Genomic DNA, 20,204 nt, shown 5'->3' with positions numbered 1-20,204 from the left:
CTTACTGCACAGACTGTTCGGCGAGGCTGACCGCGCGGAACATGGCGCGACGCTTGTTCAGGGTTTCTTCCCACTCCAGCGCGGGCTGCGAATCGGCCACGATGCCGGCGCCGGCCTGCACATGCAGCTCGCCGTCCTTGATCACCGCCGTGCGGATGGCAATCGCCGTATCCATGTTGCCGTTCCACGCCAGATAGCCCACGGCACCGCCGTAGACGCCACGTTTGACCGGCTCCAGCTCGTCGATGATTTCCATCGCGCGCACCTTGGGCGCACCTGACAGGGTGCCGGCCGGCAGGATGGCACGCAGGGCGTCCATGGCACTCAGCCCCTTCTTCAGATGGCCGGTGACGTTGGAAACAATGTGCATGACGTTGGAATAACGCTCGATGACCATCTGCTCGGTAACCTTCACCGTGCCGGTGGTCGAGACCCGGCCGACGTCGTTGCGCCCGAGGTCGATCAGCATCAGGTGCTCGGCGATCTCCTTGGCATCGGCCAGCAGGTCCTGCTCCAGCGCCAGATCGGCCTCCTCGGTCGCGCCGCGCGGACGGGTACCGGCGATGGGCCGCACGGTGACCAGCTCGTCCTCCACGCGCACCAGCACTTCCGGCGAGGAACCAACCACGTGGAAGTCACCAAAGTTGAAGAAGTACATGTACGGCGTCGGATTGATGCAGCGCAGGGCGCGGTACAGGTCGATCGGCGCGGCCTGGAAGGGAATCGACATGCGCTGGGAAATCACCACCTGCATGCAGTCACCGGCCAGGATGTAGTCCTTGATGCGGTTGACCGCCGCCTCGTAGTCGTCGCGCTTGAAGCTGGAGACGAAGTCGGGTTCCGCGCCGGCCGGCAGCGCCAGGTTGACCCCCAGACGCGGGGTGATCGGCTGGCGCAGTTTGTCCAGCAGGCTGCGCAGCTGAGCCTGGGCGGACTCATAGGCATCGGCCTGCGCCGGGTCGGCGAGGACGATGGCGTGGATTTTACCGGCCAGATTGTCGAATACGACGACCGCATCCGAGACCATCAGCAGAATATCCGGAGTGCCCAGCGGATCAGGATTCGGGCACTGCGCCAGTTTCTTCTCGACATAGCGCACGCTGTCGTAGCCGAAGTAACCGACCAGGCCGCCATTGAAACGCGGCAGACCGCTCAGCGTCGGCACGCGATAGCGCGCCTTGAACTGCTCGACGAAGTCCAGCGGATCGGCGCACTCATGCCGCTCGGTTTCGATACCGTCGACCCTGACCGTAACCTGATGGCCATAGGCTCGCAGCACCGTACGCGCCTGCAGACCGATGATGGAGAAACGCCCCCACTTCTCACCGCCCTGCACGGATTCGAGCAGGTAGGAGTTTGGTGCGTCAGCCAGTTTCAGGTAGATCGACAGCGGCGTGTCGAAGTCGGCCAGGGTTTCGAACGACAGGGGGATGCGGTTGTAGCCTTCGGCTGCCAAACGCAGGAATTCTTCACGGGAAATAGCTTCGTGGTTCATAAATCAGCCTCGTGGCATGAGGGTGTACGGTCATGAGCAAACGCGCCGGCAGGCCGGCCAGGACGAGATCAGGCGCGCCAGCGCCAACGGGCCAGGGCCTTGATCACGTTCATCCAGTGTTTGCGCCTGAAATTCATAAAGAAGCCACCACGATCTGATCTCTTCGGCGGGAAAAGCCTGAGGTCGAGGCACACTACCCGAGCCCCCCGGTCGAATCAACCAGCTGGCGCAGGTCATCCAGCACCAGCGCCGGCCGTTCCTCAGCAATCGGCCGTCCATGGTTATAGCCATAGGTCAGCGCCACGCAGGGCACACCCGCGGCACGCGCGGCCAGTACATCGTTGCGCGAGTCACCGACAAACAGCGCCTGCATTGGCGCCACCGCCGCCTCGGCCAGCACCCAGTTGAGCGCGGCCGGGTCAGGTTTCTGCACCGGCAGGCTGTCACCGCCCAGCACCCACCGGAAATAACCGTCCAGCCCCTTCTCCGCCAGCAGCGGGCCAACGAACTGGGTCGGCTTGTTGGTCACCAGCGCAAGCGGCACGGCTCGGGCCTGCAGCCAGTCGAGGCACTCACGCACGCCGGGGTAAACGGTGCTCAGGGCATGGCAGTCGGCATAAGCCGAAAGAAACAGCTGATGCGCCGGCGCGGCCTGCTCATCCGTAATGGCGCTGTGGTCGAGATCATCGGCCAGGGCCCGGCGCACCAGCACCTTGGAACCATTGCCAACCCAGTCGCGCACCTTGGCCACACCAGCCGGCGAGCGGCCCAACTGACCGAGCATCCGGTCGATGGCTGCGGCCAGATCCGGCACCGAGTCCAGCAGGGTGCCATCCAGATCGAACATCACCAGACGCGGCAATTCACCGCCAAACAGCTGGTGCAGCGCGGTCACGCACGCACCTGGGCCAGCTCGGCGCGCATGGCGTCGATCACCGCCTTGTAGTCGGCCTGATTGAAGATGGCCGAGCCGGCCACGAAGGTATCGGCACCGGCCTCGGCGATGGCGCGGATGTTCTGCACATTCACCCCGCCGTCGATCTCCAGGCGAATCTCACGACCGCTGGCATCGATCAGTGCCCGCGCCTCGCGCAGCTTGTCGAGGGTGCCTGGGATGAACTTCTGCCCGCCAAAGCCTGGGTTGACGCTCATCAGGAGGATCATGTCGACCTTGTCCATCACGTACTTGAGCACGTCCAGCGGTGTGGCCGGATTGAACACCAGCCCTGCCTTGCAGCCACCATCCTTGATCAGTTGCAGGGAACGGTCGATGTGCTCCGAAGCTTCAGGGTGGAAGGTGATATAGCTGGCACCGGCCTCGATGAAATCACCGATGATGCGGTCCACCGGCTTGACCATCAGGTGCGCATCGATCGGCGCGGTAATGCCGTACCTGCGCAGCGCCGAGCAGACCATCGGGCCGATGGTCAGGTTGGGCACGTAGTGATTGTCCATCACATCGAAGTGGACGATATCGGCACCGGCGGCCAGAACATTGTCCACTTCCTCGCCCAGACGGGCGAAATCGGCAGACAGAATCGACGGAGCAATGGCAAACGGCTGCATGCGGCACCTCGGCAAGTCAGTAAGGCGCCTAGTGTACCCGAGCCTCCCGCTGGCTGCCGCCTGCGCCTGACAAAGCCACTGGCAAGCAGCTAGTCTTTAGACACGTCACAGGAGATTCGTCATGCCGTCGAAACACCTCGCCCCGCTTGCCCTGCTTCTGCTCAGCCTGCACGCCGGTGCCGAAGATGCACCCGCCGCCCCAGCCGCACCCAGCGAGGGCGGCAGCGCTACAGCACCCGCCGCGTCCGCAGAGGCCGCACCGCCCGCCGACGATGCCGCCGGCGGCGCCAGTGGCGCCGATACCGTCAGCACCGAAGCTGTCCCCAGCGAGCCTCCCATCCGGGTCGAGCCGGCGCCGGTGAGCGTCGAGCAGGCACAAGGGCTGCAGAACCAGTTGAGTGCTGATGAACAGCAACAGCTGAAGGCCGGCGACGAGAGCTTTCTCGCGCTCTGGCTGCCCGCCAATGCCGGCACCGCCTCGGGTATCGTGGTGATTGTGCCGGGGGACGGCGAAAGCGCCGACTGGCCACAGGTCGTCAGCCCTCTGCGCCACAAGCTGCCCAACTCAGGCTGGTCGACGCTCAGCCTGACCCTGCCAGACCCGCAGGCACCCAGCCTGCCGCCCCGCCCCGAAGCCGCGCCTGCAGCACCTGCCAGCGATGCCACAGGTGAAGCGCCTGCTGCGCCAGCCGACAACAGCAGTGAAACCGCTCCGGCCGAAGCAGGTGCTGCCGAGCCAGCACCCGCCAGTCCGGCTGCAGAGCCTGCCACCACGCAGGTCAGTCATCAGCAGCGCGTCTTCGACCGCATCGATGCTGCCGTGGCGGCTGCCCGCCAGGAGAAACCGGCTCGCCTTATTCTGCTTGGCCATGGCAGCGGCGCTTACTGGGCCGCGCAATACCTCAGCGAGAAGAAACCGGACGATATACAGAACCTGCTTCTGGTGTCAGCCGAGCCACCCAAAAGCTTCACCGGCAACGCCGAAGAGCTGCTTGCCGGCATCAAGCTGGCTACAGGTGATTTCTACTACAAGGATCAGCCGCAGGACCGCCAGGCGGCGCTCAAACGCATGCAGGCCGGCAAGCGCCAGCAACACCCTGCCTATGTCCAGGTAGCGATGAAAGCGCTGCCGGGCAATCCTGAGATCGAGTCGGAGCAGCTGTTCCGGCGCATTCGCGGCTGGTTGGATCTGCAGATCAAAGCGGCGCCCTGACACTGCGCTCAGCGAAACCCGCGCTGTTCTCGCACCTTGGCATAGGCGCTGTGCAACTCGCGGGTACGCTCGGTGGCAGCCCGCAGCTGCGCCTGACTGGCGCCCTGCCCCGCCAGTTTGTCGGGATGGTTCTGGCTGAGCAGCTTGCGATAGGCACGCTTGACCTGTTCCGCCGAGCTGGTCTCCGATACGCCGAGGAGCGTGAGGGCTTTTGCATAGTCATCGTGCCTGCGCACAGGCGCACTTCGTTTAGCCACACCTTCGAACTCGGCCGCCAGCTGTTCCACTCGCTCAGCAGCAAGCCCCATCCAACGCCCCCACAAGCGGATGCGCTCGCCATTGGCCACCGACACCGAACCACCCGCACCGGCCATGACCCAGCAACTGCGCAGCCAGCTTTCGGCCCGGGCCGCATCTCGCCGCAGCGGCAGCAGGCTCAGACGCCAGCCACGTTCGTGGTGCTTGCCACGACCAAACGCGGCGATCGCCAGCGCCTGTTGCGCCTCATCCAGCCCCAGACGCTTCATCTCGCCACGCGCCAGACGAATATGCTCGGGCAATACGCGCCCATCGCCCTTGGCCACTCGCCCCAGCAGCATGAACAACAGCTCATCACCATGCGGCAGCACCTGCCCACGCAGTCGCCGCACGAAGGTCGACCAGGAGTCGAGCTGCAGCCGGCGATCCAGCAGATAACCCAGCAAACCACCCAGCAGCACCCCCGGAATACTGGCCAGCGCCAGTCCGGCGGCCGCCCCCAGCAAGGTGGCCGGCCAGCGCATCAGGCCGGCACCGCCAGCAGCTGTTCAACCTCGGCCAGGCGCTCGTGGGTACCCACATCCACCCAGCGCCCATGGAAGTGCTCGCCGCTCACCCGCCCCTCTGCCATGGCCGCACGCAGCAGCGGCGCCAGCTTGAAGGCACCGGCACTGCAGCCGGCAAATAGCTGTGGATGCAGCAGCGCCATGCCGCTGTAGGTCAGGCTGGCGTCGCCCTCGCAGGCATCCCGTACCTGCCCGTTTTCCAGCGTGAAATCACCACGACTGTTGTGCCCCGGGTTATCCACCAGCAGCAGATGAGCCAGGCCCTTCAGAGGACGGCGCAATAGAGCAAAATCGCAATCGGTCCAGATGTCGCCATTGACCACCAGAAAGGGGTCATCGCCCAGCAGCGGCAAAGCGCGGCAGATGCCGCCACCGGTTTCCAGCGGCTCGCCTTCGGGGGAGTACTGAATCCGCACCCCGAAGCGCGCGCCATCGCCGAGGTAGTCCTCGATCTGCTGACCAAGCCAGGCGTGATTGATCACCAGCTCGGTAAAGCCCGCGCGCGCCAGTGCCCGCACATGGTATTCGATCAACGGCACGCCGCCCGCCCGCACCAGAGGTTTGGGGGTATGCAGGGTCAGGGGGCGCAGGCGCTCGCCCTTGCCCGCCGCGAGAATCATCGCCTTCATGCCGGTACCGCCGAAGGCTGGCGCAGCTGCGCGAGCAATTGCCCCAGCTCGGCCAGCTCCGGCCGCCGGCTGAGCACCTCTTCGATGTAGGCAAAGAAGCGCGGCACATCACCCAGATATTTCGGTTTTCCATCGCGATGACAGATACGCGCAAAGATACCGATGACCTTGAGATGGCGCTGCAAGCCCATCAGGTCGCTGGCCCGCTGAAACTCGGAAAAGCTTGATGGCAAGGCAATGCCCGCCTCCCCGGCAAGCTGGTAATAGCGCTGCAGCCAGGTTTCGACACGCGCCTGCGGCCAGCTGAGGAAAGCATCCTTGAACAGGCTGGTGACGTCATAGGTCAACGGCCCCCACACGGCATCCTGAAAATCCAGCACCCCGGGATTGGGCGCGCTAAGCATCAGGTTGCGCGGCATGTAGTCGCGATGCACCAGCACCTGCGGCTGCGCCAGGGCGCTGCCGATCAGCAGCTCACAGATACGCCCCCAGGCCTGCTGCTGCGCGGCCGTAAACTCGGTACGCAGCTCACGCGCCACATACCAGTCAGGGAACAGCTGCAACTCCCGTTTAAGCAGCGCGCGGTCGTACTCGGGGAACTCGGCCGGCCGCTGCAGACGCTGCAAAGCCACCAGCGCCTGCAGGGCATCTTCAAACAGAGCGTTGGCATTATCCGCATTGATCACATCGAGATAGGTCTGCCGCCCCAGATCGCTCAACAGCAAAAAACCTCGCGGCAGGTCGGCCAGCAGCACCTGTGGCACATGCACTCCCGCCTCAGCCAGCAGCTCGGCCATGCGCACAAACGGGCGACAGTCTTCCTGCGGAGGCGGCGCATCCATGACGATGAATGTCCGCTCGCCAGCCTGCCAGCGGAAGTAACGCCGAAAGCTGGCATCACTGCTGGCGGGGCTCAGACTGGCCGACGGCACCTCACCCCAACCCTGTCCGGCGAACAGCGCCGGCAGCTCCTGCGCCAGCCAATCGACAAGCATTTGATAACGAACATCTTCGGTCATGCAGAGGGTTCTCCGGGAATGCTGGCCGTTGTACGGGTCATGCTTTATTATCCTGCATCTTTTTCAGCCCATCGAGAGGCGTGCGGTCCTTGGGCCGATACGCGCAGGAAGCTCGGACTAACAAGATGGCAGTCAAATCCCCCGCTTTTCGCAAAAAATTCCCACTGCTGGTGACCGGCAGCCTGCTGGCTTTGCAGCCGCTGGCCAGCCCGAGTGTCTTTGCCGCCGAGCAGTATGACTGCAAAGCCGGTGCAGCCGGCTGGTCCTGTGCGCCCAAAAGCACGACCAGCGCCCTGCCACCCCGCCCGGTGCACACGGAGTCGGCGGTCAGCTCGACTACCGGCATGGCCGTGGCCGGCAAGCGCGCCAGCGAGTCGGGCGAAACCAAGGCCAGCCCGGCTACCGAGCAGGTTGCCGATAGCGACGGCAAGGGGCTGACCAGCCGCAGCGCCGACTACAGCCATCTGGACTGGGTGCCGCGTGACAAACTGAACGCCGCCCAGCTGGCAGAGATCGGCCCGTATTGCGAAGGCAGCTACATCGAGCCTCAGCGCCCGGGCATGGAAGACGACACACCACTGGATGAGTCACCGATGTTCGTCTCGTCCAAAGCCACCCGCTTCGAGCAGGAGAAGCAGGTTGCCACCCTGGCCGGCGACGTGGTTCTGCGCCAGTCCGGCATGCAGGCCGAAGCCAACGAAGCGCACCTGTACCAGACCGAAAACCGCGGCGAGCTGGTCGGCAATGTCCGCCTGCGCGACAAGGGCATGCTGATCGTCGGCGACCGCGCCGAGCTGCAACTGGACAACGGTGAGGCGAAGATCGAAAACGCCGAGTACGTGATCCACAAGGGCCATGTGCGCGGCAGTGCCGCCTATGTCAAACGCCAGGAAGACGCCATCGTCCGCCTGAAAGACGGCACCTATACCCGCTGCGAACCGGGCAACAATGCCTGGCAGCTCAAGGGCAACAACATCAAGCTGAACCCGGCCACCGGCTTCGGCACCGCGACCAACGTCACCCTGCGGATCAAGGATGTGCCGGTGTTCTACACCCCCTACATCTACTTCCCGATCGATGACCGTCGCCAGTCCGGCTTCCTCGCGCCGAGCATCGGCAGCGGCAGCGACACCGGCCTTGCCCTGCAGACACCGTACTACTTCAACCTGGCGCCGAACTACGACGCAACCCTGTACCCGACCTATATGAGCAATCGCGGCCTGCTGCTGGAAGGCGAAGGTCGTTACCTGACCCGCAGCAGCGAAGGCTCGGTCGGTGCTGCTTATCTGGACGACCAGGAAGACGAGCGCAAACTGCAGAGCGAGTACGAAGATCAGCGCTGGCTGTACAGCTGGCAGCACAAGGGCGGTCTGGATTCACGCCTGCTGACCGAGGTCGACTACACAGATATCAGCGATCCGTACTACTTCCAGGACCTGTCCACCGACCTGGGTATCGACACCCCAACATATGTCAACCAGCGCGGCACCCTGACGTGGCGAGGCGACAGCTACACAGCCCGCCTGAATGCCCAAGCCTACGAGATGGCGACGGTCACCGACATCACCCCGTACGACCGCCTGCCGCAGCTGACCCTGAACGGCAAGCTGCCCTTTGAAACAGGTCCATTCGACTTGGGTTACGCAGCTGAATTCGTGCGTTTCGACCGCAATCTGCGCAACGGCGTATTTACCGACGAGAATGGAAACACCAAAGACAGCAACGGCAACGACTTGCTGTGGCTTGACTCAAGAATCGAAGGCCTAGACCGCGCCAATGGTGATCGCGCGCACATCGAACCGAGCGTCAGCATGCCAATGGACTGGAGCTGGGGCTACATCAAGCCAACACTCAAACTACTGAGTACCCAGTACGATCTTAGCCTCGACCAGCAAGGCAAAGCAGATATGCTGGCCGATAATGAGGTCTTTGACAGCAGCCAAAACCGCCAACTGGAGCTCTATCGCCTAGACAGCGGCCTGTACTTTGATCGTAACTCCTCGTTCTTCGGAAATGGTTACCGTCAGACCCTTGAGCCTCGCGCGATGTACCTCTATGTGCCGCACGAGAAACAAGATGAAATCCCAGTCTTCGACAGTGCAGAAAGCAGCTTCAGCTACAGCTCCCTATGGCGTGAGAACCGCTTCTCTGGCAAAGATAGGATCGGCGACGAAAACCGCTTGTCACTGGGCGCTACCAGTCGCTGGATCGAACCAAACGGTTTCGAGCGTCAGCAGGTCAGCTTCGGCCAAGCACTGTACTTTGCCGACCGAAAAGTACAGATGCGTGGCATCGACTACCGCGAGCGTGATGATGCGCGCACATCTACGTCGCCCTACGCGCTGGACTACCTGTACCGCTTCAACCGCGACTGGCGCACCAGCCTGAACCTGGCCCAAGAGCGCTCGCTGGGGCAGACCCGCTCTGGCAGCCTGATGTTCCATTACCAGCCGGAAAACAACCCGAACAAGGTGGTCAACTTCGGTTACCGCTACCGCAATGACGCCGTCGTCTATAACTCGACCGAAGGCAAGTGGCAGCAGGGCGGTGACTACACCGACCCAGTCACCGGCGAAGTGATCAAGGACTACTACAAGATCGACCAGCACGACGCCTCCGTCATCTGGCCGATGGTTCCGCAGTGGAATGCGATTGCCCGCTGGCAGTATGACTACAACCGCAGCCGCACTCTGGAGGCCTTCGGTGGCTTCGAGTACGACAGCTGCTGCTGGAAGCTGCGTCTGATCAACCGCTACTGGGTCGACTATGACGAATACAGTCTGTCGCCCAACCTGAACGAAGAAGCCGACCGCGGCATCTTCCTGCAAATCGTGCTGAAAGGCCTCGGCGGGGTCGTTGGCAACAAGGTAGAGACTTTCCTCGACCAGGGCATCCAAGGTTACCGTGAACGTGAAGATCAAGCTTTCTGATTGCCTGCGCCCCCTGCTGTTGGGCGCCCTCATCAGCCAGGCCTGCAGCCTGCCGGCCCTGGCTGAAGTCACCGCACTGGACCGCGTGGTGGCCATCGTCGATAACGACGTGGTCATGCAGAGCCAGCTCGACCAGCGCCTGCGCGAAGTGCAGCAAACCATCGCCAAGCGTGGCGCAGCACTGCCGCCCGAGCATGTGCTCAGCCAGCAGGTGCTGGAGCGCCTGATCATCGAGAACATTCAGCTACAGATCGGCGACCGTTCGGGCATCCGCATCACCGATGAGGAACTGAACCAGGCCGTGGCGACCATTGCCCAGCGCAACAACCTGACCCTCGAGCAATTCAGCCAGGCCTTGCAGCGCGATGGTCTGTCTCTGGATGACGCCCGCGAGCAGGTGCGCCGCGAAATGATCATCAGCCGCGTACGTCAGCGCCGTGTTGCCGAGCGCATTCAGGTGACCGATCAGGAAGTGGAGAACTTCCTCGCCTCTGACCTCGGCAAGATTCAGCTTTCCGAAGAGTTCCGCCTGGCCAACATCCTTATCCCGGTCCCGGAAGGTTCCTCCTCGGAGACCATCCAGGCAGCCCAGCGCCAGGCCGACGAGCTGTACCAGCAGCTGCGTCAGGGTGCGGACTTCGCCCAGCTGGCGATCTCCCGCTCGGCCGGCGACACCGCTCTGGAAGGCGGCGAAATCGGCTGGCGCAAGGCTGCCCAGCTGCCAGCGCCCTTCGACAGCATGGTCAGCGCACTGAGCAAGGGGGAAGTCACCGAGCCCGTTCGCACCGCCAGCGGCTTCAACATCATCAAGCTGCTCGACAAGCGTGGCGGCGACACCCAGCTGCGCGATGAAGTGCATGTGCGCCACATCCTGCTCAAGCCCAGCGAAATCCGCAGCGAAGAGCAGACCCGTCAGTTGGCCGAACGCCTGTATGAACGTATTCAGTCCGGCGAAAGCTTCGCCGAGCTGGCCAAGACCTTCTCCGAAGACCCGGGTTCGGCCCTGCATGGCGGCGAACTGGACTGGATTGACCCCAACGCTCTGGTTCCGGAGTTCCGTGCCGAGATGGAGCGCAGCCAGGTCGGTCAGGTCTCCAAGCCGTTCAAGAGCCCGTTCGGCTATCACGTACTGGAAGTCCTCGGCCGCCGTGCCACCGACAGCAGCGAGCAGTTCCGCAAGCAACAGGCGCTGAACCTGCTGCGCAACCGCAAGTACGACCTCGAACTGCAGAGCTGGCTGCGCCAGATCCGCGACGAGGCCTACGTCGAAAGCAAGCTGTAACAGCCAGAGCGATACCCAAAAGCCCGGCGCTGCGCCGGGCTTTTTGCGTCTGGCCGTTATAGACTGAAAGCCGCAACAGCCTGCCATCCCGAGACTGCAAGCATGACCTACCCACTCCCCTTTGCCCTGACGCCTGGCGAACCGGCCGGTATCGGCCCTGACCTGTGCCTGCTGCTCGCGCGCGAACAACAGCCTGCCGCACTGGTGGCCGTGGCCAGCCAGCCCCTGCTGCAGCAACGCGCCCGAGAACTTGGCCTGGTCATCGAGCTGATCAGCGTGACACCGGACAACCTGCCGATCACCCCGGCCGCTGCCGGCAGCCTTTACGTCTGGGATACCCCGTTGCATGCCGAGGTCGCGGCGGGCCAGTTGAACGTGCAGAACGCTCCCTACGTGCTGGAAACCCTGCGCAGGGCCGGTGAGGGCTGCCGCGACGGACTGTTCGCCGGGATGATCACCGCCCCGGTGCACAAGGGCGTGATCAACGAAGCGGGTATCCCCTTCTCCGGGCACACGGAATTTCTTGCCGAACTGACTGAAACGCCGCAGGTAGTCATGATGCTCGCCACCCGCGGCCTGCGAGTGGCCCTAGTGACCACCCACCTGCCGCTGCGCGACGTGGCCGATGCCATCACCGCCGACCGACTGAGCTGGGTGGCGCGCATCCTCCATACCGACCTGCGGGACAAGTTCGGCATCACCCAGCCGCGCATACTGGTCTGCGGCCTCAACCCGCACGCTGGCGAAGGCGGCCACCTGGGCCGCGAGGAAATTGAGGTAATCGAACCCGCTCTCGAAGCCCTGCGTGCCGAGGGGCTTAACCTGATCGGCCCGCTGCCGGCCGATACCCTGTTCACCCCCAAGCATCTGGAACACTGCGATGCCGTGCTGGCCATGTATCACGATCAGGGCTTGCCTGTGCTCAAGTACAAGGGATTCGGTGCCGCGGTGAACGTGACGCTGGGCCTGCCGATCATCCGCACCTCCGTCGACCACGGCACGGCGCTGGATCTGGCCGGCACAGGCCGCGTCGAGACCGGCAGCCTGCAGGTGGCCATCGAGACCGCACTGGAGATGGCCCGCAGCAGCCGGTCAGCCTGAGTCGCTGCGAGCAGGCCCCGCGACCTGTTAAGCTTGCACATCCGCCGGACCGGCCGCAGCCGTCCGGCCTGACCGTTTTTCGAGCACCCGTCCATGAGCGAACTCTACGTCCACCGCGCGCGCAAACGCTTCGGCCAGAACTTTCTGCACGATGCCGGCGTGATCCACCGCATTCTGCGCGCGATCCACGCCAAGGCCGGCCAGCACCTGCTGGAAATCGGCCCGGGCCAGGGTGCCCTGACCGAAGGCCTGATCGGCAGTGGCGCCAAGCTGGACGTGATCGAGCTGGACCAGGACCTGGTGCCGCTGCTCAAGCTGCGTTTCGGTATCAACCCGCAGTTCACCCTGCACCAGGGCGATGCCCTGAAGTTCGATTTCGCCAGCATCGGCAGCCCGAGCGACAAGCTGCGGGTGGTCGGCAACCTGCCGTACAACATCTCCACCCCGCTGATCTTCCACCTCCTAGACCATGCCGACGTGATCGAGGACATGCACTTCATGCTGCAGAAGGAAGTGGTCGAGCGCCTGGCCGCCGAGCCAGGTGGTGGCGACTGGGGCCGACTGTCGATCATGGTGCAGTACCACTGCCGCGTGGAGCACCTGTTCAACGTCGGCCCCGGCGCGTTCAATCCGCCGCCCAAGGTCGACTCGGCCATCGTTCGTCTGGTGCCGCACGCCGTGCTGCCACACCCGGCCAAGGACGCCAGGCTGCTGGAGCGCGTGGTGCGCGAAGCCTTCAACATGCGCCGCAAGACCCTGCGCAATACCCTCAAGCAACTGCTGAGCAACGAAGACATCGAAGCCGCCGGCGTCGATGGCAGCCTGCGTCCCGAACAGCTCGACCTGGCCGCCTTCGTGCGCCTGGCCGACCGCCTGGCCGAGCGCGGCCTCCCTGCCTGATTGCGCCGAGGATCACCCATGAGCCAGCCTGCGCCTTACCAGATCGATGTCAGCGTCACCACGCGCTACCTGCCAGAACAGTCGCAGCCGGAGCAGAACCGCTTCGCCTTCTCCTACACGGTCACCATCAGCAACAGCGGAGGTCTGGCCGCCAAGCTGACCAGCCGCCACTGGATCATCACCGATGGCGATGCCCGTGTGCAGGAAGTCCGCGGCCCCGGCGTGATCGGCCAGCAGCCGACCATCGAGCCGGGCGCCAGCCACACCTACAGCAGCGGCACCGTACTGGCCACCCGCGTGGGCATCATGCAGGGCAGTTACCAGATGCTGGGCGCCGACGGCACCAAGTTCGACGCCGAGATCAAACCCTTCCGACTGGCGGTACCGGGGGCCCTGCACTGATGGCGTTGTATGCCGTCGGCGATCTGCAGGGCTGCCTTGAGCCCCTGCAATGCCTGCTGAACAAGGTCGGCTTCAATCCGCAGATCGACCGTCTGTGGCTGGTCGGTGATCTGGTGAACCGCGGCCCGCAGTCGCTGGAAACACTGCGCTTTCTCTATGGCATGCGCCAGGCCGTAACCTGCGTGCTGGGCAACCACGACCTGCACCTGCTGGCGGTGGCATACAACATCGAGCGCCTGAAAAAAGCCGATACCCTGCGCGAGATCATCGAGGCGCCTGACTGCGACCAACTGATCGACTGGCTGCGCCGGCAGAAGCTGATGCACTACGACCCGGTGCGCGATGTGGCAATGGTTCACGCCGGTCTGCCGCCACAGTGGAGCGTCCGCAAGGCGCTCAAGCGCGCGGCCGAAGTCGAGGCCGTGCTGCGCGACGACGACGCACTGCCGCTGTTTCTCGACGGCATGTACGGCAACGAACCCACCCGCTGGAGCGGCAAACTCAAGGGCATCGAGCGCCTGCGGGTGATCACCAACTGCCTGACCCGCCTGCGCTTCTGCACGGCCGATGGCACCCTCGACCTCAAGAGCAAGGAAGGCGTCGGCACCGCCCCCAGTGGCTATGCCCCCTGGTTCAGCTGGCCGCAGCGCAAGAGCCGTGGCCAGCGCATCCTGTTCGGTCACTGGGCTGCCCTCGAAGGCAATTGCAAGGAGCCCGGAGTCATCGCCCTAGACAGTGGCTGTGTCTGGGGCGGCAAGATGACCCTGCTGAACGTCGACAGCGGCGAAATGCACCGATGCGCCTGCAGCCGCCCCGCCAACCTGAAGAGCTGAGAACGACCATGAGCGAGTTTCAACGCATCGCCCCGGAACAGGCCCGCCCCCTGCTGCAACAGGGCGCCCAACTGGTGGACATCCGCGACCCGCAGAGCTTTGCCGCCGGTCACATGATTGGCGCCGTGCATCTGGACAACCATTCGCTGCCGGACTTCATAGCCGGCGCCGACTTCGACAAGCCACTGGTGGTGGTCTGCTACCACGGCAATTCCAGCCAGAGCGCCGCCGCCTATCTGGCCCATCAGGGCTTCAGTGAGGTCTACAGTCTGGATGGTGGCTTCGAGCTGTGGCGCAGCCTCTATCCGCAGGACACAGCGCAAAGCTCCGCCGAATAATTTTCCGCCCGCCAAGCCCGTAGCCCGCGCGGGCTTGGCCCTCTTGTTACAAAGCCGCACCCCCTTGCGGCCTTGACCCTCGCCAAAGCGAACTATCCTTAACCTCAGGCCATCCAAAACAGCGGAGAGCCGGCACACCGGTTCCGGGGCCTTCGGCAGCGACTTTAGGTGTTCTGGGGGATGTTCATCGGTCACGCCCGTGACCGCCCGCCTGCACCCGCCCGATACCCCGAGCCGGCTCCAGTCAGCGAGCGAGGTGAGGTCATGAGCATCTTCAGCCACTTCCAGCAACGTTTCGAGTCGACCCGGCAGGAAGAGATTTCCCTGCAGGAGTACCTGGAAATCTGCAAGCAGGACCGCAGTGCTTATGCCACGGCGGCAGAACGCATGCTGATGGCCATCGGTGAACCGGAACTCTTCGACACCGCCCACGACCCCAGGCTGTCGCGGATTTTCTCCAACAAGGTGATCCGCCGCTATCCGGCCTTCGCCGACTTCCATGGCATGGAGGAATGCATCGACCAGATCGTCGCCTTCTTCCGTCATGCGGCTCAGGGCCTGGAAGAGAAGAAGCAGATTCTCTACCTGCTGGGGCCGGTGGGCGGCGGCAAGTCGTCACTGGCCGAGAAGCTCAAGCACCTGATCGAGCATGTGCCCTTCTACGCCATCAAGGGGTCACCGGTGTACGAGTCGCCACTGGGGCTGTTCAATGCCGAAGAAGACAGCGCCATCCTCGAAGAGGACTACGGCATCCCACGGCGCTACCTGAACTCGATCATGTCGCCCTGGGCGACCAAGCGCCTGGCCGAATTCGGTGGCGACATCAGCCAGTTCCGCGTGGTCAAACTGTACCCGTCGATCCTCAACCAGATCGCGGTGGCCAAGACCGAGCCCGGCGATGAAAACAACCAGGACATCTCCGCGCTGGTGGGCAAGGTGGATATCCGCAAGCTGGAGGAATTCCCGCAGAACGACGCTGACGCCTACAGCTACTCGGGCGCCCTGTGCCGGGCCAATCAGGGCCTGATGGAATTCGTCGAGATGTTCAAGGCGCCGATCAAGGTGTTGCACCCGCTGCTCACCGCCACTCAGGAGGGCAACTACAACAGCACCGAAGGCCTTGGCGCGCTGCCTTTCAGCGGCGTCATCCTGGCCCACTCCAACGAGTCGGAGTGGCACAGCTTCCGCAACAACAAGAACAACGAGGCATTCATCGACCGCATCTACATCGTCAAGGTGCCTTACTGCCTGCGCGTGTCCGATGAAGTGAAGATCTACGACAAACTGCTGGCCAACAGCTCGCTGGCGCGCGCCCACTGCGCGCCGGACACCCTGAAGATGCTGGCGCAGTTCTCCGTGCTCTCGCGTCTGAAGGAACCGGAAAATTCCAACGTCTACTCGAAGATGCGCGTCTACGACGGCGAGAACCTCAAGGACACCGACCCCAAGGCCAAGTCGCTGCAGGAATACCGCGACACCGCCGGGGTAGATGAGGGCATGAACGGTCTGTCGACCCGCTTCGCCTTCAAGATTCTGTCCAAGGTGTTCAACTTCGACCCCCATGAGGTGGCCGCCAACCCGGTGCACCTGCTCTATGTGCTGGAGCAGCAGATCGAGCAGGAGCAGTTCCCGGCGGAAACCCGCGAGCGCTACCTGCGCTACATCAAGGAATACCTGGCGCCGCGCTATGTCGATTTCATCGGCAAGGAAATCCAGACCGCCTACCTGGAGTCCTACAGCGAATACGGACAGAACATCTTCGACCGCTATGTGCTGTACGCCGACTTCTGGATTCAGGATCAGGAATACCGCGACCCGGAAACCGGCGAGATTCTCAACCGCGCCTCGCTCAACGAGGAACTGGAGAAGATCGAGAAACCAGCCGGTATCAGCAACCCGAAGGATTTCCGCAACGAGATCGTCAACTTCGTGCTGCGCGCGCGGGCCAACAACAACGGCAAGAATCCGACCTGGATGTCCTACGAGAAGCTGCGCGTGGTGATCGAGAAGAAGATGTTCTCCAACACCGAGGACCTGCTGCCGGTCATCAGCTTCAACGCCAAGGGCAGCAAGGACGATCAGCAGAAGCACAACGACTTCGTGCGGCGCATGGTCGAGCGCGGCTACACCGAGAAGCAGGTGCGCCTGCTGTCGGAGTGGTATCTGCGCGTCCGCAAGTCGCAGTAAGCGCGCGCCGCCGGCGGGCCATGCGGCCCGCCGTGCTGCCCCCTGAGCCTGGCCCGGAGAACGGCTATGAGCTACGTCATCGACCGGCGGCTGAACGGCAAGAACAAGAGCACGGTCAACCGCCAGCGCTTCCTGCGCCGCTACCGCGAGCACATCAAAAAAGCGGTGGAGGATGCGGTCAGCCGCCGCTCCATCACCGACATGGAGCACGGCGAGCAGATCAGCATTCCCGGCCGCGACATCGACGAGCCGGTGCTGCACCATGGTCGCGGCGGCCGGCAGACCCAGGTACACCCGGGTAACAAGGAATTCACCAGCGGAGAGCACATCAGCCGGCCACAGGGCGGCGCCGGTGGACGCGGGAGCGGCAAGGCGAGCAATTCCGGCGAGGGCATGGACGAGTTCGTCTTTCAGATCACCCAGGACGAATTCCTCGATTTCATGTTCGAGGATCTGGCTCTGCCCAATCTGGTCAAGCGTCACCTGACCGGCATCGACAGTTTCAAGACAGTGCGCGCCGGGATCAGCAACGAAGGCAACCCGTCGCGCATCAATATCGTCCGCACCCTGCGTTCGGCCCATGCGAGGCGCATTGCCCTGTCCGGCTCCAGCCGCGGCAAACTGAAACTGGCGCTGGCCGAGCTGGATCGCCTGAAGAGCGAAGAGCCGGACAACCTCGCCGCCATCGCCGCCACCGAGGAAGAGATCAGCCGCCTGCGCCGGCGCATCGACAAGGTGCCGTTTCTCGACACCTTCGACCTCAAGTACAACCTGCTGAGCAAGCAGCCCAACCCCACTTCCAAGGCCGTGATGTTCTGCATCATGGACGTGTCCGGCTCGATGACCCAGGCCACCAAGGACATCGCCAAACGCTTCTTCATCCTCCTCTATCTGTTTCTCAAGCGCAGCTACGACAAGATCGAGGTGGTGTTTATCCGCCACCATACGAGTGCCAAAGAGGTCGATGAGGAGGAGTTCTTCTACTCGCGGGAAACCGGCGGCACCATCGTCTCCAGCGCGCTCAAGCTGATGCAGGAAATCATGGCCGAGCGCTATCCGGCCCATGAATGGAACATCTATGGCGCCCAGGCCTCCGACGGCGACAACTGGAACGACGACTCGCCCGTGTGCCGCGAAATCCTGCTCAAGCAGATCATGCCGTTCATGCAGTACTTCACCTACGTCGAGATCACCCCGCGCGAACACCAGGCCCTGTGGTTCGAATACGAAAGCGTGGGCGAAGCCTTCCCCGACAGTTTCGCCCAGCAGCAGATCGTCGCCGCCGCCGATATCTACCCGGTGTTCCGCGAACTGTTCCAGAGGAGGATCAGCGCATGAGTGCCCGCCCGCGCCAGCCGATCTCCAGTGGCTCGGAATGGAGCTTCGAGCTGATCCAGCAGTACGACCGCGAGATCGCCCGTCTCGCCGAGCGCTATGCGCTGGACACCTACCCCAACCAGATCGAGGTGATCACCGCTGAACAGATGATGGATGCCTACGCCTCGGTCGGCATGCCCATCGGCTACCACCACTGGTCCTATGGCAAACACTTCCTCGCCACCGAGAAAGGCTACTCGCGCGGGCAGATGGGCCTGGCCTACGAGATCGTGATCAACTCCGATCCGTGCATTGCCTACCTGATGGAAGAAAACACCATGTGCATGCAGGCGCTGGTGATCGCCCACGCCTGCTACGGCCACAACAGTTTCTTCAAGGGCAACTACCTGTTCCGCAGCTGGACCGACGCCAGCTCGATCATCGATTACCTGGTGTTCGCCAAGCAGTACATCATGCAGTGCGAGGAGCGCCACGGCATCGACGCCGTGGAGGAACTGCTGGACTCCTGCCATGCCCTGATGAACTACGGCGTCGACCGCTACAAGCGCCCCTACCCGATCTCCGCCGAGGAAGAACGGCAACGGCAGAAGGAGCGGGAGGAGCAGCTGCAGCGGCAGGTCAACGACCTGTGGCGCACCATTCCCAAGACCGGCGACAAGCAAAAGGCCAGCGACGGCAAGCGCTGGCCGGCCGAGCCGCAGGAGAACATCCTGTATTTTCTGGAGAAACACGCGCCGTTGCTGGAGCCCTGGCAGCGCGAGGTGGTGCGCATCGTGCGCAAGGTCGCCCAGTACTTCTACCCGCAGCGCCAGACCCAGGTGATGAACGAGGGCTGGGCCACCTTCTGGCACTACACGCTGCTCAATGACCTGTACGACGAAGGCCTGGTCACCGACGGCTTCATGCTGGAATTCCTCCAGTACCACACCAGCGTGGTGTTCCAGCCGAGCTTCGACAGCCCCTACTACAACGGCATCAACCCCTATGCCCTGGGCTTTGCCATGTATCAGGACATCCGCCGCATCTGCGAAAACCCCACCGACGAGGACAAACGCTGGTTCCCCGACATTGCCGGCAGCGACTGGCTGTCGACCCTGAAATTCGCCATGCAGAGCTTCAAGGACGAAAGCTTCATCCTGCAGTACCTGTCACCCAAGGTGATCCGCGACTTCAAGCTGTTCAGCATCATCGACGATGACCAGAAGGACGACCTGCTGGTGTCGGCAATCCACGATGAGCCCGGCTACAGGCATATCCGCGAGCTGCTGGCGGCGCAGTACAACCTGGGCAACCGCGAACCCAACGTGCAGATCTGGAATGTCGACCGCCGCGGCGACCGCTCGCTGACCCTGCGCCATACCCAGCACGACCGCAAACCGCTGGCCGACTCCTGTGACGAAGTGATGAAGCACCTGCACCGCCTGTGGGGGTTCGACATTCATCTGGAAAGCGTGCAGGGCGAGCAGGTGGTACGCACCCGGCATATGCCGCTCAAACCGTCGCTGGAAAGCGAGCAGCCGCGCCTGGACCTGATCGTCCCGCCCATTTGATCGGTTGACCCGCATGGTCCTGCGTCACAGCATCGGCGGCACATTCCAAGAGCGAGCGGTCATGCGCCTGTTTGTCATTCTCCTGCTGATCATGGGCCTGGCCACCTGCGCCAGTGTCATTCCGCAATCCGAGATCATCACCCCGGCCAGCCCGGCCCTGAGCGGACTGCAGCGCTACCAGCTGATCGCCCCGGAACAGGCCCTGCAGGGCGAGCCGCCCTTCCGCCAGCGCTACGCCGAGCTGGCCATCGAGCTGCAGCGGGGCCTGGCCGAGCAGGGCTATCAGCAGGACACCCGGCATCCACAACTGCGGGTCTACTACTGGCTGGCCGTGCAGGATCAGCCACTGGAGTTCCGCGTCGACAACCCCGGCCTGCTCGGCCCCTACCAGAGCATCCACCGGTTGCGCGACAACACCGGCACCCTGCGCGTGCGCCTCACCGATCTGCAGGATCAAACGCTCTGGGAAGGCAAGGTCAGCACCGGTCTGAGCCCTGAGCGCGACAGCGCCGAGCTGCTACAGCAGGCTCTGGGCGCACTGCTCCGGCAAATCCCGCAGGCCACCCGGTCCACGATGAACTAAGACGCCCACTGCGC

18 protein-coding genes are annotated in these 20,204 nt (G+C 63.4%); 12 read left to right on the top strand and 6 right to left on the bottom strand.

Translation table 11 applies throughout. The features are described 5' to 3' along the window. Position 1: 1 nt before the first annotated feature. The 3 genes from trpE to rpe form a co-directional block, all read right to left on the bottom strand. Entirely contained in the window at positions 2 to 1,480 is a 1,479-nt protein-coding gene (gene trpE, locus CK486_RS09130; RefSeq protein ID WP_095940012.1) for an anthranilate synthase component I, read from the bottom strand. Positions 1,481 to 1,688: 208 nt separating this feature from the next. Further along, complete coding sequence (locus CK486_RS09125) at positions 1,689 to 2,390, bottom strand: phosphoglycolate phosphatase (protein ID WP_095939972.1); 702 nt, start codon at positions 2,388 to 2,390, stop codon at positions 1,689 to 1,691. Continuing rightward, a complete protein-coding gene (gene rpe / locus CK486_RS09120) occupies positions 2,387 to 3,061 on the bottom strand; it encodes a ribulose-phosphate 3-epimerase (protein ID WP_095939971.1) in 675 nt (224 codons plus the stop codon). Before rpe ends, CK486_RS09125 begins: the two co-directional genes overlap by 4 nt. A gap of 121 nt (positions 3,062 to 3,182) precedes the next feature. On the opposite strand from rpe, the gene CK486_RS09115 reads away from it, so the two are divergent. Next, positions 3,183 to 4,274 (top strand): alpha/beta hydrolase family protein, encoded by a 1,092-nt coding sequence (locus CK486_RS09115; protein ID WP_095939970.1) that lies wholly within the window; start codon positions 3,183 to 3,185, stop codon positions 4,272 to 4,274. A gap of 8 nt (positions 4,275 to 4,282) precedes the next feature. Here the strand turns inward: CK486_RS09115 and CK486_RS09110 are convergent, their stop codons facing one another. Genes CK486_RS09110 through CK486_RS09100 form a run of 3 tightly spaced genes read right to left on the bottom strand, consistent with a single transcriptional unit; the run spans position 4,283 to position 6,746 of the window. Further along, positions 4,283 to 5,056, bottom strand: coding sequence for a DnaJ domain-containing protein (locus CK486_RS09110; RefSeq protein WP_095939969.1), 774 nt, complete (start codon positions 5,054 to 5,056; stop codon positions 4,283 to 4,285). Continuing rightward, positions 5,056 to 5,727 carry an N-acetylmuramate alpha-1-phosphate uridylyltransferase MurU gene (gene murU / locus CK486_RS09105; protein WP_095939968.1) on the bottom strand — a complete coding sequence of 224 codons (672 nt, stop codon included), beginning with the start codon at positions 5,725 to 5,727 and terminating at the stop codon, positions 5,056 to 5,058. Before murU ends, CK486_RS09110 begins: the two co-directional genes overlap by 1 nt. Beyond that, entirely contained in the window at positions 5,724 to 6,746 is a 1,023-nt protein-coding gene (locus CK486_RS09100) for an aminoglycoside phosphotransferase family protein (protein WP_095939967.1), read from the bottom strand. The genes murU and CK486_RS09100 overlap by 4 nt, the downstream gene beginning before the upstream one ends. Before the next feature lie 125 nt (positions 6,747 to 6,871). On the opposite strand from CK486_RS09100, the gene CK486_RS09095 reads away from it, so the two are divergent. From CK486_RS09095 to CK486_RS09045, 11 genes are all read left to right on the top strand, one after another. Then, complete coding sequence (locus tag CK486_RS09095; protein ID WP_095939966.1) at positions 6,872 to 9,676, top strand: LPS-assembly protein LptD; 2,805 nt, start codon at positions 6,872 to 6,874, stop codon at positions 9,674 to 9,676. Then, positions 9,657 to 10,958, top strand: a complete 1,302-nt coding sequence (locus tag CK486_RS09090; RefSeq protein WP_095940011.1) for a peptidylprolyl isomerase — start codon at positions 9,657 to 9,659, stop codon at positions 10,956 to 10,958. The genes CK486_RS09095 and CK486_RS09090 overlap by 20 nt, the downstream gene beginning before the upstream one ends. Positions 10,959 to 11,060: 102 nt before the next feature. Then, positions 11,061 to 12,059 (top strand): 4-hydroxythreonine-4-phosphate dehydrogenase PdxA, encoded by a 999-nt coding sequence (gene pdxA, locus CK486_RS09085; RefSeq protein ID WP_095939965.1) that lies wholly within the window; start codon positions 11,061 to 11,063, stop codon positions 12,057 to 12,059. Between the two features lie 93 nt (positions 12,060 to 12,152). Beyond that, complete coding sequence (gene rsmA, locus CK486_RS09080) at positions 12,153 to 12,959, top strand: 16S rRNA (adenine(1518)-N(6)/adenine(1519)-N(6))-dimethyltransferase RsmA (protein ID WP_095939964.1); 807 nt, start codon at positions 12,153 to 12,155, stop codon at positions 12,957 to 12,959. Between the two features lie 18 nt (positions 12,960 to 12,977). Further along, on the top strand, positions 12,978 to 13,361 hold the full coding sequence (gene apaG, locus CK486_RS09075) for a Co2+/Mg2+ efflux protein ApaG (protein WP_095939963.1): 384 nt from the start codon (positions 12,978 to 12,980) through the stop codon (positions 13,359 to 13,361). Next, positions 13,361 to 14,194 carry a symmetrical bis(5'-nucleosyl)-tetraphosphatase gene (locus CK486_RS09070; protein ID WP_095939962.1) on the top strand — a complete coding sequence of 278 codons (834 nt, stop codon included), beginning with the start codon at positions 13,361 to 13,363 and terminating at the stop codon, positions 14,192 to 14,194. The genes apaG and CK486_RS09070 overlap by 1 nt, the downstream gene beginning before the upstream one ends. An 8-nt stretch (positions 14,195 to 14,202) precedes the next feature. Continuing rightward, positions 14,203 to 14,532, top strand: coding sequence for a thiosulfate sulfurtransferase GlpE (gene glpE, locus CK486_RS09065; protein ID WP_095939961.1), 330 nt, complete (start codon positions 14,203 to 14,205; stop codon positions 14,530 to 14,532). Between the two features lie 264 nt (positions 14,533 to 14,796). After that, positions 14,797 to 16,719, top strand: coding sequence for a PrkA family serine protein kinase (locus CK486_RS09060; protein ID WP_095939960.1), 1,923 nt, complete (start codon positions 14,797 to 14,799; stop codon positions 16,717 to 16,719). 66 nt (positions 16,720 to 16,785) lie between these two features. Further along, positions 16,786 to 18,057: a YeaH/YhbH family protein gene (locus CK486_RS09055; RefSeq protein ID WP_095939959.1), complete on the top strand. Its 1,272-nt coding sequence runs from the start codon at positions 16,786 to 16,788 to the stop codon at positions 18,055 to 18,057. Next, entirely contained in the window at positions 18,054 to 19,607 is a 1,554-nt protein-coding gene (locus tag CK486_RS09050; RefSeq protein WP_095939958.1) for a SpoVR family protein, read from the top strand. The genes CK486_RS09055 and CK486_RS09050 overlap by 4 nt, the downstream gene beginning before the upstream one ends. Before the next feature lie 61 nt (positions 19,608 to 19,668). Continuing rightward, positions 19,669 to 20,190, top strand: a complete 522-nt coding sequence (locus CK486_RS09045) for a DUF4136 domain-containing protein (protein ID WP_095939957.1) — start codon at positions 19,669 to 19,671, stop codon at positions 20,188 to 20,190. The last annotated feature ends 14 nt before the right edge of the window (positions 20,191 to 20,204 follow it).

The sequence above is a fragment of the Pseudomonas sp. HAR-UPW-AIA-41 genome (genome assembly GCF_002304225.1).
Classification (GTDB): Bacteria; Pseudomonadota; Gammaproteobacteria; order Pseudomonadales; family Pseudomonadaceae; genus Aquipseudomonas.
Note: the sequence above shows the minus strand (reverse complement) of the source record. Positions and strands in the feature narration are given on the sequence as shown.

Coding starts and splice junctions, on each gene's coding strand:
- CK486_RS09110 (WP_095939969.1), bottom strand. CDS start 5,056: ATGCGCTGGCCGGCCACCTTGCTGGGGGCGGCCGCCGGACTGGCGCTG.
- rpe (WP_095939971.1), bottom strand. CDS start 3,061: ATGCAGCCGTTTGCCATTGCTCCGTCGATTCTGTCTGCCGATTTCGCC.
- CK486_RS09100 (WP_095939967.1), bottom strand. CDS start 6,746: ATGACCGAAGATGTTCGTTATCAAATGCTTGTCGATTGGCTGGCGCAG.
- CK486_RS09045 (WP_095939957.1), top strand. CDS start 19,669: ATGCGCCTGTTTGTCATTCTCCTGCTGATCATGGGCCTGGCCACCTGC.
- murU (WP_095939968.1), bottom strand. CDS start 5,727: ATGAAGGCGATGATTCTCGCGGCGGGCAAGGGCGAGCGCCTGCGCCCC.
- CK486_RS09115 (WP_095939970.1), top strand. CDS start 3,183: ATGCCGTCGAAACACCTCGCCCCGCTTGCCCTGCTTCTGCTCAGCCTG.
- apaG (WP_095939963.1), top strand. CDS start 12,978: ATGAGCCAGCCTGCGCCTTACCAGATCGATGTCAGCGTCACCACGCGC.
- CK486_RS09095 (WP_095939966.1), top strand. CDS start 6,872: ATGGCAGTCAAATCCCCCGCTTTTCGCAAAAAATTCCCACTGCTGGTG.
- CK486_RS09055 (WP_095939959.1), top strand. CDS start 16,786: ATGAGCTACGTCATCGACCGGCGGCTGAACGGCAAGAACAAGAGCACG.
- pdxA (WP_095939965.1), top strand. CDS start 11,061: ATGACCTACCCACTCCCCTTTGCCCTGACGCCTGGCGAACCGGCCGGT.
- CK486_RS09050 (WP_095939958.1), top strand. CDS start 18,054: ATGAGTGCCCGCCCGCGCCAGCCGATCTCCAGTGGCTCGGAATGGAGC.
- CK486_RS09070 (WP_095939962.1), top strand. CDS start 13,361: ATGGCGTTGTATGCCGTCGGCGATCTGCAGGGCTGCCTTGAGCCCCTG.
- CK486_RS09060 (WP_095939960.1), top strand. CDS start 14,797: ATGAGCATCTTCAGCCACTTCCAGCAACGTTTCGAGTCGACCCGGCAG.
- rsmA (WP_095939964.1), top strand. CDS start 12,153: ATGAGCGAACTCTACGTCCACCGCGCGCGCAAACGCTTCGGCCAGAAC.
- glpE (WP_095939961.1), top strand. CDS start 14,203: ATGAGCGAGTTTCAACGCATCGCCCCGGAACAGGCCCGCCCCCTGCTG.